Genomic DNA, 14,840 nt, shown 5'->3' with positions numbered 1-14,840 from the left:
CCCGATTGAATATCGGAATCATGTTTTAACAACCTTAACGGCGTAATACTAAATTGTCCCAATTTTGGGGGTCACATCACGATTGTTCGTTTTTTTAGAAAAAGTTGCTGAAAGCAAGCCCAAGCTAATTCAATTTTGGGCAAAAAAGGCGTATGATAGAGAAAAAGCATTAGCAAACAAAGTTTATTTTAAAAGAAAGAGGAAGTTAAGCGTGACTGCTAAGAAATTAGAGAACAACAGTAACCACGCGGTTATTGCTGAAGAGGTCAAGATTTTGACCGACTTGCTTGACGAAAGCACCCGCCATTTGGTTGGCGACGAAGAATTCGCCAAGATCAAGGGCCTGGTTAAAATTGCTGCCAGCGGCGACCACAGCCAGCTGGAAAGTCAGATTGCCTGCTTAAGCAATCAAGAGATGATCATTGTCGCCCGCTACTTCGCGACCCTGCCACTTTTGATCAACATTACTGAAGACGTTGACCTGGCCAGCGAAGTCAACCTGCTCAACAACACGGACAAGGATTACCTGGGCAAGCTGGAATCAACGGTTGACCTGGTAGCGGAAAAGGACAATGCCGCTGAAATTCTGAGTCATGTCAATGTCGTGCCAGTTCTGACCGCCCACCCAACCCAGGTGCAGCGCAAGACCATTCTGGAATTGACTAACAAGATCCACGACCAGCTCCGCCGCTACCGGGACTTCAAGACCGGCACCATCAACCGGAAAGAGTGGACCAACCAGCTCCGCCGCTACATTGAAATCATCATGCAGACGGACATCATCCGGGAAAAGAAACTAAAGGTCTCCAATGAAATCAAGAACGTCATGGTCTACTACCCTGACTCCCTGATTCCGGCCATCACTAAGCTGACTGCCCGCTACAAGGAACTTGCCCGGGAAAAGGGCCTCAACGTTGACGGGGCAACGCCAATCACCATGGGCATGTGGATCGGCGGGGACCGGGACGGCAACCCTTACGTTACGGCTGAAACCCTCCGCTTGAGCGCGACGATTCAAAGTGAAGTCATTTTTGAATACTACATCAAGGCTCTCAACGACCTTTACCGGACAGTGTCTGTTTCAACTTCTTACGTGCAGCCAACGCCGGAAGTTGCCGAACTGGCCAAATTGTCAGCCGACAACTCCCCATTCCGAGAAAACGAACCTTACCGCCGGGCCTTCTACTACCTGGAAAGCCGCCTGGCCCACACGGAAATGAAGCTTTTGGACGTCTTCTCCAAGGAAGCCGTCGTTAAGAAAGAAGCTGCCCTCAAGGCTCCGGTCTACAAGGATGCTTACGAGTTCAAGGAAGACCTGGAAGCCATCAAGCGGTCATTAATCCAAAACCATGACCGGGCAGTTACCGGCGGCCTCTTTGACGACCTCCTAGAAGCTATTGATGTCTTTGGCTTCCACCTGGCTACGATCGACATGCGGCAAGACTCCAGCGTCAACGAAGCCTGCGTGGCAGAGCTCTTAAAGAGTGCCCGGATCTGTGACAACTACAGCGATTTGGACGAAGAAGAAAAGATCCAGATCCTGCTCAGTGAATTAAACAATGATCCCCGCAGCCTGCACTCATCCAACTCGCCGAAGTCAGAGCTTTTGCAAAAGGAACTGAAGATCTACCACACTGCCCGCCTGCTTAAGGACACCTTGGGCGAGAATGTGATCAAGCAGCACATCATTTCCCACACCGAAAGCATCTCTGACATGCTGGAACAAGCCATCATGCTGAAGGAATACGGCCTGCTCGATTCCGAAAAGGCCCGGGTGCAAGTGGTGCCTTTGTTTGAAACGGTGGAAGACCTGCAGAACTCCCGGGAAATCATCAAGCGCTACCTCAGCTTCGACATCGTCAAGCGCTGGGTTGCTTCTAAGGGCAACTACCAGGAAATCATGCTGGGCTACTCCGACTCCAACAAGGACGGCGGCTACCTGGCCTCCTGCTGGAGCCTGTACAAGGCCCAAAAGGAACTGACAGCCATCGGCGAGGAACAGGGCATCAAGATCACCTTCATGCACGGCCGGGGCGGCACGGTTGGCCGGGGCGGCGGCCCATCATATGAAGCCATCACTTCCCAGCCATTCGGCTCCATCAAGGACCGGATCCGGACCACTGAACAAGGGGAAATCATCCAGAACAAGTACGGTAACAAGGACGCTGCCTACTACAACTTGGAAATGCTGGTTTCCGCCGCGGTTGACCGGACGGTCTCCAAGCAAAATGTCAGCCAGGACCACATCCAGGACTTTACGGCTTCAATGGACGGCATTGTGGAAGACAGCAACCGAGTTTACCGGGAACTTGTTTTTGACAACCCGCACTTCCATGACTACTTCTTCCAGGCTACGCCGATTAAGGAAGTTTCTAGCTTGAACATCGGCTCCCGGCCGGCAGCCAGAAAGAAGATTACTGAACTGTCCGGCTTGCGGGCCATTCCTTGGGTCTTCTCCTGGTCACAGAGCCGGGTCATGTTCCCAGGCTGGTACGGGGTTGGTTCAGCCTTCAAGCACTTCATTGATGCTGATCCGAATAACTTGAAGGAACTGCAGGAAATGTACCAGTGCTGGCCATTCTTCCACTCCCTGCTGTCCAACGTCGACATGGTTTTGTCTAAGTCCAACATGGAAATCGCGGAAAAGTATGCTGGTCTTTGTGAAGACGAAGCTACCCGGTCAGTCTTTGACATCATCAAGAAGGAATGGGAACTGACCAAGGAAGTCATCCTGCAGATCGAAGGCCACAGCAAGCTTTTGGAAGACAACCCGTCTTTGGAAAGCAGCTTGGACTACCGCCTGCCTTACTTCAACGTCTTGAACTACGTCCAGCTGGAAATGATCAAGCGGGGCCGGCAAGAAAAGCTCAGTGGCATCTACGAATCGATCATCCACATCACCATCAACGGGGTCGCTTCCGGCCTGCGTAATTCGGGCTAATATCAGATTTCACCGAAATTATCTCAACAGAAAAAGGACACTTGCCAGGCAGGTGTCCTTTTTAATGTGCGGTAAATTGTTAGACGCTAGCGTAGTTTTCCAAAAAGTTATTCAACCGTAACGCTCTTAGCCAGGTTACGTGGCTTGTCAACGTCCAAGCCCTTGTTCTTGGACGCGAAGTAAGCCAGCAATTGCGTCGGCACTACTGACAGCAAAGCTGACAGGTAGTAATCGATTTCCGGCAAGACGATGTTGTCGCCTTCCTTAGCAAATTGCTTGCCAACAATAGTGATCACGTTGGCCCCGCGGGAAGCCACTTCCTGGATGTTGCCCCGGGTCAGGTCAGCCGTTACCGGGTCGTCGATCAAGGCGATAACTGGTGTGCCGTCTTCGATCAAGGAAATGGTCCCGTGCTTCAGTTCAGCAGCGGCGAAACCTTCGGTTTGGATGTAAGAAACTTCCTTCAGCTTCAAAGCAGCTTCCATGGCAACGGCATGGTCGATCCCCCGGCCGATGTAGAAGGCGTTTCTAGATGGTACCAGGTACTTCTTAGCCAGTTCTTCGATCTTGTCCTTGCCGTCAACGATTTCCTGGATACCTTCAGCGGCCAGGCTCAAGCCTTGTTTCAAATTCCAGTCCTTGGCCGCCTGGTCGCCCAGCTTTTCACCAACAGCCTTGGCCAAAATTGCCTGCAGGGCAACTTGGGCAGTATAAGCCTTGGTTGAAGCAACGGCGATTTCCGGACCAGCGTTCAAAAGCATGGTGTAAGTTGCTTCTCTTGACAAGGTTGACCCTTCAACGTTGGTCATGGTCAAGCTTGGGATCCCCCGCTTGTTGGCTTCAGTCAAGACCACGCGGGAGTCGGCAGTTTCACCGGACTGGGTCAGGAAGATGAAGAATGGGTTCTTGGACATCATTGGGAAGTGGTAGCCGGCTTCAGAAGCATAGCCAACTTCAGTTGGAATCCCGGTGAACTTCTCAAAAATTTCCTTGCCGACCAGACCAGCGTGGTAGGAAGTACCAGCCGCGAAGATGTAGATCCGGTCAGCCTGGCTGACAGCGTCGACGATCTTTTCGTCAACAACTGGCTTGCCTGCTTCGTCTAAGTAGTCAGTTGACAGGCGGCGCATAACTGCTGGCTGTTCGTCGATTTCCTTGAGCATGTAGAATTCGTAAGTGCCCTTGGAAGCAGCGTTCGGGTCGATGTCCAAAACTTTAGCTTCTCTTTCCACCTTGTTGCCGTCGTAGTCCTGAATTTCGATTGAGTCCTTGGTTACGTCAGCACAGTCGCCATCGTTCAAGGCGATAAAGGTCTTGGTTTGATCCAAAACAGAAATCGCGTCTGAAGCGATAATATTAAAGCCGTCGCCCAAGCCCAGCATCATCGGGCTCTTGTTCTTGGCAATGTAAATGTGGTCTGGCTTGGTGTTGTCCACCAGCAAGAAGGCGTATGAACCCTTAACCAGCTTCAAAGCCTGCTTGAAGGCTGAAAAAGCATCCAGGTTTTCGTCCTTGGCCAGCTTGGCTACCAGTTGCACGATAACTTCAGTATCAGTTTCAGACTTGAAGTGAACGCCTCCCAGGTACTTTTCCTTCAGTTCCAGGTAGTTTTCAATGACCCCGTTGTGAACCAGGTAGAAGCGGCCGTCTTCTGAGTAGTGTGGGTGGGCGTTTTCCACCGTTGGCTGGCCGTGGGTTGCCCAACGGGTGTGGCCGATCCCGGTCGTCCCTTCTTCCTCTGGCGTCAGCTTTTCTTCCAGGTTGGCAATCCGGCCAACCGCCTTGGTCAAGTATTCATGCCCTTGTAAGTCATTGAGGTAGATACCAGCTGAGTCGTAGCCGCGGTATTCCAAGTTCTTCAAACCGTTTAAAACAACTTCTCTAGCTGGCTTGCCAACTACACCGACAATTCCGCACATATTTCTTCTCCTTTGGTCTAGTTCAATTTAAGTTATTGGACTAATTTGTATTTTTGCGTTTGCAATAGGAATCATAGCCGTTTTTTTAGCCCGGGTCAAGTCTTTGCTCGCAAATTGGTATAATTGTAAGCGGTAAAGTGGCGAGCTTAACTATTTCTTTGCAAAAAGGTCAAAAAAAGCCCCCGTCTTGGCAGACAGAGGCTTAAAATCAGTCTTCTTTCTTGTCTTCTTCGTCATCACTCTCGGTCTTGACCGGGATTGGCCGGTGCTCGATCGGGGTGGAAAAGGCAATTTCGGTCTTGGTCCGGCCGAATTTCTGCAGCTCGTTGACTAAGTGGTCCAGTTCTTCAGGCCGCTGGTAGGCAGCCTGAATCAGCATGGAGTAGTCCCCCGTCACGCAGTCGCACTGGATAACATTCGGAATCTTTTCGATGAAGGGGTAGAACTCGCTCTTGTCTTCCGGCTTGACTTCCAGATTGATGAAAGCCTTAACCACGTAGCCCATGGACGGGTAGTCAATGTCAGCATAGTAGTGCTTGATGAGGTTGTTGGCTTCCATCCGTCTGATACGGTTGGCTACGGCCGGAGAAGACATGAAGTTGGCTTCCGCGATATCCTTGACGGAAATGCGGGCGTTCTCTTCCAACATTTGTAAAATGCGCCGGTCGGTTTTGTCGATTTTGTATTCAACCATTTCTTTCTCCCACCTATTCAACAGCTGCGCTGACTATTTTGGTCCTTTTATTAAAAATATTATATTCCTACAAGAATTCAGCGCAAGGCTTTTCTGAAAAAAGAGTTATATCTTGCATCCCGCCCTTAAGCAAAGAAGCTGACGATCAAGGTCAAGATAGGCAAGCCCCCCTGCATCAAGAGGATCTTCGGCTGGCTGGTCACGGCCCCGTAGGCCGCTACCAGGATCATGTAGGCCAAGACCAGCTGCAGGACGATCTTGCCCAGGGCAAAGGCCGCGATCAAGGTCAAAACGGCCAGCAGGCCGTTGTAGATACCCTGGTTCTTAAACAGCATATTGACTGACGGCCGTCTTAATTCTTCCTGGTCCATTTGGAAAACTTCTGCCGTCTTCTTGGAAGTCGTTGCAAAAGTTTCTAAATACATGATATAGAAGAACTCAACTGCCACCAGGCAGGCTAAAACTTGTAAAGCTATTTTCATTGTTAACTCCTCAACTTTTCACTTCAGTGCAAGCTGATAGTGATATTTTACTTAAAACATAATGATAAAGTCAAACCACAAGTTGACACTTATCCGCAATCATTGGCCAGATCAGCGATTTTCCTGCCGGGATGCCGGCAAAGACCCCGTTGGCGGGCAGATCCTGGGCTACCACGGCCCCGGCTTCCACGACCACGTTGTCGCCGATATGAACCTCACCGGCGTCTTCGATGGTCAAACCTCCAGCGGCCAGAAAGTGATGGCCAATATAGATATTCGGCCCGTTCAAGTAGCTGAAGCTGGTCCCAAAGCTGGCCTGGTCCCCTAAAGCACCCAGGTGCATCTTCAAGCGCAGGAGCTGGGCTGGCCGGTCCAGGTTATTGCCCTGCCTGAACTCGTCGTTCCAGATGATTCCCGCTTCCTGGTAATGCTCCACCTCCGGTGCCGTCAGCTGGTAGAAATCACTGGAGCGCATTTTGTCTAGTTCATTCATCGTCTTTTTCCTCGAATTTTTCAAACTAGTTAAATTATAAGCGAAAAGAGTTTGAAAGAAAAAGACTTTGAAAAAATCAAACCATATTCGTGCTGATTACATATGCCCGCTGGCCCGGCATCTCTGCCACCAGCTGCAGGCGCAGGCGGCCGGCATAGCCTTTGATCCGGAAACTCTTTTCACTGATTTCACCATCGGTCTGGCTGACCAGCTGCCTTAAAAGGGCACAAAACTCTTCCTTGATAGCTGCCGCGTAATCTTCACCCTTGAGACGGAGGGCATCAGTCCAGCTTTTAGAAGCCTTGTTGGCATAGATAATGTCAAAGTCTCCGCCCTTGTCTAAAAAGACCATGACCGGAACGTTTTCCACCAGCTCCTGGCAATTGCTCCCGCTGAAGGGATAGAGGGCATTCAAGACATTGACCTGGCCGATCTTCTGGTAAAAGGCATGCTCAGCCGGGCTTTCAAATTCCAGCCCCCGCTCCTTCCGCTTGGCGGTAATCTTGGCTTTTGGCAAAGGCTGGGAGAAGTAGAAGCCCTGGACCAAAACGCAGCCGATGGAGTGGAGGAAGTCATACTCATCCTTAGTCTCTACCCCTTCAGACAGGGTTTCAATCCCCAGCCGCTTGGCCATGTCGATCACGTCCATCAAGATGGTCGGGGTCTTCTCATTGGCGTGGCGGAGGAAGGCCATGTCAATCTTGAGCAGGTCAAAGTCGAAGTTCTGCAGGCTGTTCAAGGATGAGAAGCCGCTGCCGAAGTCATCCAGCTAGACCTGGTAGCCGTCCTCATGGAAGCGGCCGATATGCTCCTTGATGACGGCTTCAGTATTGCTGAGCAAGGCCGACTCGGTGATTTCGATCCGGATCTGGGAGCTTTTTACCTCATGCCTGGCTAAACTCGTGTTGACTCTTTCATGCAGGTCGGGCAGCTCCAGGTCATAGCGGGACAAGTTAACCGAAATCATTGGATAGGTCTCGCCTTTTTGCATCGCTTCTTCCAGGTCCTGGCAGACCAGGTCCAGCTTGTGGATCAAATGTCCCCGCTCCAGGACCTCGATGAATTCTCCCGGGTTCAAAAAGCCGTACTTGGAGTCAATCCAGCGGGCCAGGGCTTCATAAGTGCTGATCTTGGAACTGAAGGTGTCCACGATCGGCTGGTAGTAGACCTTGATCCAGCCCTTAGCCACTGCCTCGTCGATATGGCCCAGCAGGTAAGGTAGTTGGCCAAAGTCAGGTCAGCCTCCATCTTTTGCTCATAGCGGCAGTAGTAGTTCTGGTAGTTGCCCACGGCATTGTTGGCCGCGATTCTGACCCGGTCCATGCACTGGTTCATCAATTCTACATAGCCCAGCATTTTCTGAGCTTCCAGGGGAGAAAGACCGCTGAAATCAAAATTCCTTTTAAAAGCGCCGTATTTTCCCAAGCTTTACCTCACCAAGTAAAATGCAAATTTCCTAGCCAAAATACGGTTAACTGAAGAAAACACCCTCGGCTAGGCCGGGAGTGTCTACCTTATTAGAGCAAAAAATACTATAAAGCATTCGATTAATAAAATCAAGCTATTGGCGCAAAATAATAAAGCACTTATTGCTTTTATTAGGTAAGCCTTAATAAATCAAGGATATATCGCTAATGCGATAAGTTTTCAGTTATCTATCCAGCTTGCATTTATTGAGGTATTCCAACAAAAAAGTCCGGGCTAAGGAATTTGGCCGGATCTGCCGGCGGGCTTCGTCTATGCTTAGCCAGTTCCAGGCGTCGATTTCCTCATTTGGACTAACCTTTTCAGCCTGGTCAACGGTCACCGTGTAGTTGAGCATCAAGGTATTTGAGGGAGCAAAATACTGGCTGCGGTTGAAGTGGAGGCTTTTAGCCGTTAGATGAAGTTCCTCCATTAGTTCTCTGCAGCAGCTGTCTTCGGCGTTCTCCCCTTTGTTAACGTAGCCAGCTACCAGGATATAGGAGTCCTTCCCGTACTGCTTGATCAAGAGTACCTGGTCGCCTACTTCATTCATGACGATCATGCTGACAGCGACGGAAAAAACTGGAAAGCGGAAGTCGCCGCATTGCTCGCAATAAGGGATCAAGCCATCCAGAGGCAATTCCTTTTTAGTCAATTTTTGCCCGCACTGGGGGCAGTAGGTCAGTTCAAACATTTTTTGTCACTCTTATCTGCTTACTTATCATTACCTGCAGCAACTAGATATACTTGCTGCCCTCCCGCCGGCTTAAGGCAGAGAGATCGCGGGAAGCCACGTATTCCCTGACCCAGGCCGGGTTGGTCTTGGAGTAGTCCCTTAGAGCCCAGCCGATAGCCTTGTTGATAAAAAATTCCTGGCTGCCTAAGTTGCGGTCGATAATTTTGCCCAAAAGGTTCGGGTCAGTTGCTTCTTTTAAGCCCAGCTGGAATTCAATCGCCGTCCGCCTAACCCAGAAGTCGGGATCTTGAGCCCAGGCCAGCATGAGGGCTGCCGTCTTTTCCTTGTTTTCCTCATCTTTGATAAAAATCTGACCTGCCAGTTTGACCAGGCTGTCGACGCTGTCCCACCAGGACTTGGTCTTAGCCAGTTGCTTGATTTTTGGTAAATCCTTAAAAGTCAGCTGCTTTTGGACTTTCTTCAAGTAGTCCAGGGCAAAGTACTGCATTTCCCGGTAGTCATCTTTAAAGCAGAGGTCAACCAGGTCCCAGGCGATTTCTTCCTTAGTCACGCCCTTTAAAAAGGGCTTGGATAATTCCCGTCGCGTTGGCGTCTTGAGCCCATAGAAGGGAAAAAGATTTCGCATGTACTTGCCCATGGCCTGGGCATTTTCTTTGTTAGCCCCGGCCGCATAAGCCTTTTTAACCGCCTGGTACTTTTCAAAAGGGGGCATCATTTCACCATGTTTTCATCTTTCTGTCAGTTGTATGGTAAAATATAAGCTATTGTGTGCTTTAGCACAATAGTTTTCAAATTTATATTTTCTAGTTTTTAATTTCTATGTATTGTTATTTTAACTTGGTTTATGGAGGATCAACATGAAAGAAAAGCTGACGCATGCTGAGTCGCTGACGATTTCCAGCATGCTCTTTGGCCTCTTCTTCGGGGCCGGAAATCTGATTTTTCCTGCCTACCTGGGGGAAGCCAGCGGAGCCAACCTCTGGATCTCCCTCTTGGGCTTCTTGATCACCGGGGTGGGCCTGCCCCTTTTGGCCATCGCCTCATTAGGGATGACCAGGTCAGAAGGGCTATTAGACCTCAGTGGCCGGGTCAGCCACAAGTACAGCTACTTGTTTACCTGCCTTTTGTACTTGACCATCGGGCCCTTCTTCGCCATTCCCCGCTGCTTCACGGTTCCATTTGAAACCGGGATCTCGGCGCTTTTGCCAAGCGGGATGACCAAAAGCACCGGCCTCTTTATTTTCTCACTGATCTTCTTCGCGATCATGCTTTTCTTCTCTTTAAGACCAGGGCGGATCATGGACTGGATCGGCAAGTTTCTGACTCCGGCCTTCTTGCTCTTTTTCTTCTTTATCATGATCACAGCGCTGCTGCATCCCTTGGGCAACTACCAGGCAGTTAAGCCAGTTGGCGAATATGCCAGCGCCCCACTAATCAGCGGGGTCTTGGCCGGCTACAACACCATGGACGCTTTGGCAGGCCTGGCTTTTGGCATCATCGTCATCTCCAGCATCCGGACCTTTGGGGTTACCAAGCCGGAAAAAGTTGCTTCCGCGACTTTGAAGACCGGGGTCCTCACTTGCCTTTTGATGGCGGTGATCTACGCCATTACTGCCCTGGTCGGAGCCCAGAGCCGGACTGCCTTGGGCTTAGCTGCTAACGGCGGGGAAGCCCTGTCCCAGATTGCCCGCCACTACTTCCCAGGTCTGGGGGCAGTAATTTTTGCCTTGATGATCTTCGTGGCCTGCCTTAAGACGGCCATCGGCCTTATCACGGCCTGCAGCGAGACCTTCGTGGAAATGTTCCCGAAGACCCTGTCTTACAACAAGTGGGCCATTATCTTCAGCCTCCTGGCCTTTGGGATTGCCAACGTGGGCTTGACCACCATCATTTCCTTCTCCCTGCCAGTCTTGATGCTGCTCTACCCGCTGGCCATCTCTTTGATCCTGCTGGCCTTGACCAGCAAGCTCTTTGACTTTAAGCAGGTCGACTACCAGATTATGACGGCTGTTACCTTCCTTTGCGCCCTGGGCGACTTCTTCAAGGCCCTTCCGGCAGGGATGCAGGTCAAGGCGGTTACCGGCCTTTACGGCCGCGTCCTGCCCCTTTACCAGGATGGCCTGGGCTGGCTGGTTCCAGTCGCTGTTACCTTCGTTATTTTAGCCATTAAGGCTTCAATCAGTAAAAAACTCGCCTAACGCAAAAACGGCTTCCTCATTTGCAGGAAGCCGTTTTATTTTGACCAAAAATCCCCTTTGGACCGGAAACAGGGTGGACCAAGGAGGATCTCGAACTATTTGTGTAATGTCTTTAAGATATCAGGTATAAAAAAGAATGAGAAATAGAATAAATCGATTTTGAAAATGAGGATAAAATTGTTGAAAACTATATGACTATAGGAATTAATTTTCTTCGTCAGCCTTGACAGCGGCAAGGCTGCTGCCGAAGATCTGTTCAATGGTCTTTGGGTCACGGTGGTCGAAGAACTGGCTTTCATTCCGGTCCAAACCAGCGATGCTCTGCATTTCTTCTTGGGTCAATTCGAAGTCAAAGACAGCGATATTTTCTGCCATCCGTTTCTGGTGCACCGACTTGGGGATGACGGTGATGTTTCTTTGGATGAGCCAGCGCAGGATAACCTGGCCAGCTGACTTACCATATTTGGCGCCAATTTCGGTCAAAAGCGGATTGGTGAAGATGCCGTGCTGGCCTTCAGCAAACGGCGCCCAGGCTTCCACGCGGACGTCTTCAGCCTGGTTCGCGGCAACTTCCTTTTCTTGCTGGTACCAGGGGTTGACCTCGATCTGGTTCAAGGCTGGCTTGACCGGCATGGTCAATTCCAGGTTCTTGAGCTGGTCAGCGTAAAAGTTAGAGACGCCGATAGCCCGGATCTTGCCGGCCTTTTGTGCTTCTTCTAAAGCCCGCCAGGCCCCCATGGTGTCGCCGTAAGGCTGGTGGAGAAGGTAAAGGTCCATGTAGTCCAGACCCAGCTTTTCCAAGGAAGCGTCAATCCCGGCCTTGGCCCGCTTGTAGCTGAAGTCGGAGACCCAAAGCTTAGAAGTCACGAAGACGTCCTCGCGCTTGACTGAGCTGGCCTTGATAGCCTTGCCGACTGCTTCTTCGTTTTGGTAGGCAGCGGCCGTGTCGATCAAACGGTAGCCCGTTGCTAAAGCTTCTTCGACGGCCTTTTGCGCTTCAGCCAGGTCCGGCACTTGAAAGACGCCAAAGCCCAGAACTGGCATTTCCACACCATTGTTCAGTTTGACTGTTGGTACATTTGTCATCTTGCTTTTGACACCTGCTTTCTGTGAATTGTCATTGCTGACAAGTATTATGATAGCCGCTTAAGCTGCTTTTGAATATTGCTTCTTCTGCAAGTCGCTATACGTCATCCGTATACTTACTTTTGGTCATAGTCCAGACCCAGGCTTTTTGCTTCAGCGGCGAAGCTGGCGAAAAATTTGCCCGTGCTGCCGGCATCAGTTTCAAAGGCGGAGACTTTGCCCTGGTAGCCGCGTTTAGCCAGTTCTTTTAAAAAGCTGTAGGCTGGCACGGCTGGTTCCCCGCTCCAAACGGGAGCTGCCACGATGATCTGGTCATAGCTGACCAGGGGAACTTGGTCGTGGGCAATTACAGGGTATTCTTTATTTTCCAGCTGGCTAATGGCCAAGTCAGCCACCTGCCGCATCCCTAGCTCGTAAACATGGCCTGGCACCGTTATTTCCAGCAGGTCGGCCCCTTCTTTCTTCGCCAGCTTTTGGGCGGCTTTTTTGGTCGTGCCGGACCAGGAATAATGGGCAATTAATTTTTTCATCGAATTCACGCTTTCTGTAACTTACGCTCTACCGCATTGACAGTTACAGTATAGACAGAAAAACCGCCATATAAAATTGCTCCTTTTCTATGACAGTATACAGGCCGTGAATACTATTTTCTGATAAACTGCTCGTCGCCAGCCGCTTCTGCAGCTGAAACATAGCGCTCAATGCTCATGTGCAGGTCATACTTCTCACGAAGCTTGGCCAATTGGCCCATCATTGCTGAAGCGTGGTGGGCATCCAGTGCCTCTTGGTCTTCCCAGCTGTCGATCAAAAGGATGGTTTCCGGGTCATCCAGGGGCTGGAAGTATTCATAGCGCAGGTTGCCTTCTTCGGCCCGGATGGCGCTGGCCACACCGCTTTCTTCCATCTCAGCCGCGAACTTGCGGGCAGAACCATTTTGGCCGCGGTAGTAAAGGTTGACAGTCAGACTCATTTTATTGCTCCTTCGTTTCTGTTTTCTACTATATAAAAAGAATTCGCTTACAAAAAAGTTTAACATTTCCCAGCGTTTTTAGGCATGAAAATACCCCCGAAATTAGGGTCCTAATCCCGGGGGTTACATAGTTAGTTATTTTCTACCGCATACTTTTTTAAAAGAAGAGCAAAAAGTACCGATAAAGCAGCAATCATCAGTCCCACAAACAAGAAATTCAAGGAATTTTTAGCTTGCAAGATGATTGAAAAAATCCATGTGCCGATTGGCATGAAGAGAACAGCAACAGTAAATACAATTCCAAAAACCCGCCCTAGAAATTCGTTGTCTACTTCCCTTTGCACGATTGAAAAAAACTGAATGTTAAAAATAGTCAAAAGCAGATTAAAAAGCGCGGGGGATAATGAAACGATAATCTGGTTGTGTGAATAAAAGTACAAAATTGGCGCCAAGGCGAGTGCAAGTCCTGACCCGCCCAAAAAGCACATTAACCACATGCTGGACATTTTTTTATTGAGAAAGCCACTCAAAACTGCTCCAAGTAATCCGCCAATAGCTTCTGCCGTTAAAAACATCCCGTACATTCCCTTAGGCATGCCACTAAACATTTGGTTGCTATAAGGCAGTAATAGATTGTAAGCTGCAAGCATGAAATTCACTAGAGCTGACAAGAGAATGATAATTGCGATCTGTTTATGGTCAAAAATATATTTAAAGCCTAGCAGCATATCATTCATCACGCTTCGAACAGTAACTTTGTTATTTACAGCCGGATCTTCCTTTACTGGAGTGATAAAGTGAACCAACAAGGCCGCAAGCGTAAAGCTTATTCCATCTAGCAGCAGCACCCCGTGCACTTTAAGTATTTTGTACAAAAATACCGCGATCATTGGTACTGTAACTTTTACTATCGTACTGCTTGTTTCTAACAAAGAGTTTAAACGAGAGATCTGCTCTTCTCTTACAACTTCCTTAGTTACGGCTTTATAAGCTGGCCCAGAAAATGAACTCATAATGGCTAAAATAATGTTGGTTACGACAATGGCATAGATTAGCCATTTTTCTTTAGTAATGAAAGATAGCAAAATACAAGCCAGACCACTTAAAAAGTCAGTCGCGATGACAATTCTTTTTCGGTTAAAGCTATCTGCAACCACACCACCAAATAGATTAAGGAAAATGCCGATTAAGCTTTCCAGTGACTGGTAAATGCCTACCAGAAACAGGGAATTTGGATTAATTCCTGCTAAAAAAGTATTGTTGGCAAAGTCAAACATAACATCGCCTATTTTAGAGATCGTTCTGCTGCTTACCAATAGGCTGATATTTTTGTTCTCTGCTTTCATGCCAGAGCCCCTTTCTTAGTATCTTGCTGCTAATCAAGCGCCTTGGACATGATCAATTCCAAGCGATTATCAACAATGTAGGCCGTTATATTTAATTTGCTTCCGTTCAGCTTTTTAATTTCGGTATTTGTTTCAATTGCTGACTGCTTGATTGTATTAAATTCCTTGCGCGAAACGACCCCAAGATAATCTATCGAAACATAAACTGTATCATCAAAACATCTCACAATTCTTTCCTCATCTGAATTTAGATTTGGAAAATGCTTGTAGCCTACAGCTTTAGGGTTAAACATGTTTTTTTGATAAAAAGCTATTGTTTCGGTCAACTGCTCATCGATATCATCATCAGTAGTTAAGCTATACGTCAACCCCAGGTGCAAGTCGCCAATTGTTGTGGTGAAGTCCAGTTTTTCTTGAAACTTCCGAATATTGTAGATCAGATTAACTTTTACATTATTCAAAGCAAATTTGTCGCCAATTGCAAGAATAAATTGAACACTTACCATAACATCTGGTAGATTTTGACTATCTACGCCGGTAAATGCGGTCA

Annotated in this window: 12 protein-coding genes and 2 pseudogenes; 2 read left to right on the top strand and 12 right to left on the bottom strand. The window is 48.9% G+C overall.

What is annotated here, in order from left to right; all coding sequences use genetic code 11:
- Window positions 1-211 precede the first annotated feature (211 nt).
- Entirely contained in the window at window positions 212-2,941 is a 2,730-nt protein-coding gene (ppc, locus tag FD23_RS05905) for a phosphoenolpyruvate carboxylase (RefSeq protein WP_025895465.1), read from the top strand.
- Between the two features lie 107 nt (window positions 2,942-3,048).
- Here the strand turns inward: ppc and glmS are convergent, their stop codons facing one another.
- From glmS to FD23_RS05865, 7 genes and pseudogenes are all read right to left on the bottom strand, one after another.
- The gene (gene glmS / locus FD23_RS05900; protein WP_052933563.1) at window positions 3,049-4,860 is read right to left on the bottom strand and encodes a glutamine--fructose-6-phosphate transaminase (isomerizing); all 1,812 of its coding nucleotides are present in this window, start codon (window positions 4,858-4,860) and stop codon (window positions 3,049-3,051) included.
- Window positions 4,861-5,068: 208 nt separating this feature from the next.
- Complete coding sequence (locus FD23_RS05895) at window positions 5,069-5,554, bottom strand: Lrp/AsnC family transcriptional regulator (RefSeq protein WP_002878057.1); 486 nt, start codon at window positions 5,552-5,554, stop codon at window positions 5,069-5,071.
- A 125-nt stretch (window positions 5,555-5,679) separates the two neighbouring features.
- Window positions 5,680-6,036, bottom strand: coding sequence for a DUF1304 domain-containing protein (locus FD23_RS05890; RefSeq protein WP_025895466.1), 357 nt, complete (start codon window positions 6,034-6,036; stop codon window positions 5,680-5,682).
- 70 nt (window positions 6,037-6,106) lie between these two features.
- Window positions 6,107-6,529, bottom strand: coding sequence for an LbetaH domain-containing protein (locus tag FD23_RS05885; RefSeq protein ID WP_134791453.1), 423 nt, complete (start codon window positions 6,527-6,529; stop codon window positions 6,107-6,109).
- Window positions 6,530-6,605: 76 nt separating this feature from the next.
- Window positions 6,606-7,679: pseudogene (locus tag FD23_RS10555) on the bottom strand (EAL domain-containing protein).
- A gap of 501 nt (window positions 7,680-8,180) precedes the next feature.
- A complete protein-coding gene (locus FD23_RS05870; RefSeq protein ID WP_025895468.1) occupies window positions 8,181-8,687 on the bottom strand; it encodes an NAD(+) diphosphatase in 507 nt (168 codons plus the stop codon).
- Between the two features lie 43 nt (window positions 8,688-8,730).
- Window positions 8,731-9,402, bottom strand: a complete 672-nt coding sequence (locus tag FD23_RS05865; protein ID WP_052933573.1) for a DNA alkylation repair protein — start codon at window positions 9,400-9,402, stop codon at window positions 8,731-8,733.
- 145 nt (window positions 9,403-9,547) lie between these two features.
- Here FD23_RS05865 and brnQ point away from each other — a divergent pair, with 145 nt between their 5' ends.
- Window positions 9,548-10,888, top strand: a complete 1,341-nt coding sequence (gene brnQ, locus FD23_RS05860) for a branched-chain amino acid transport system II carrier protein (protein ID WP_052933562.1) — start codon at window positions 9,548-9,550, stop codon at window positions 10,886-10,888.
- Window positions 10,889-11,092: 204 nt separating this feature from the next.
- Here brnQ and FD23_RS05855 read toward each other — a convergent pair whose 3' ends face one another.
- The 5 genes and pseudogenes from FD23_RS05855 to FD23_RS09825 form a co-directional block, all read right to left on the bottom strand.
- Window positions 11,093-11,974 carry an aldo/keto reductase gene (locus FD23_RS05855; protein ID WP_003617074.1) on the bottom strand — a complete coding sequence of 294 codons (882 nt, stop codon included), beginning with the start codon at window positions 11,972-11,974 and terminating at the stop codon, window positions 11,093-11,095.
- 116 nt (window positions 11,975-12,090) lie between these two features.
- A complete protein-coding gene (locus FD23_RS05850; RefSeq protein ID WP_003617072.1) occupies window positions 12,091-12,504 on the bottom strand; it encodes a flavodoxin in 414 nt (137 codons plus the stop codon).
- Window positions 12,505-12,617: 113 nt separating this feature from the next.
- On the bottom strand, window positions 12,618-12,944 hold the full coding sequence (locus FD23_RS05845; RefSeq protein ID WP_025895470.1) for a putative quinol monooxygenase: 327 nt from the start codon (window positions 12,942-12,944) through the stop codon (window positions 12,618-12,620).
- A gap of 131 nt (window positions 12,945-13,075) precedes the next feature.
- Window positions 13,076-14,290, bottom strand: a complete 1,215-nt coding sequence (locus tag FD23_RS05840; protein WP_003617067.1) for an MFS transporter — start codon at window positions 14,288-14,290, stop codon at window positions 13,076-13,078.
- 29 nt (window positions 14,291-14,319) lie between these two features.
- Window positions 14,320-14,840 (bottom strand): annotated as a pseudogene (locus FD23_RS09825) (non-ribosomal peptide synthetase); the annotation flags it as partial.

The organism is Lactobacillus delbrueckii subsp. delbrueckii DSM 20074 = JCM 1012 (assembly GCF_001433875.1).
GTDB lineage: Bacteria > Bacillota > Bacilli > Lactobacillales > Lactobacillaceae > Lactobacillus > Lactobacillus delbrueckii.
This window is presented reverse-complemented; position numbering and strand designations above follow the sequence as displayed.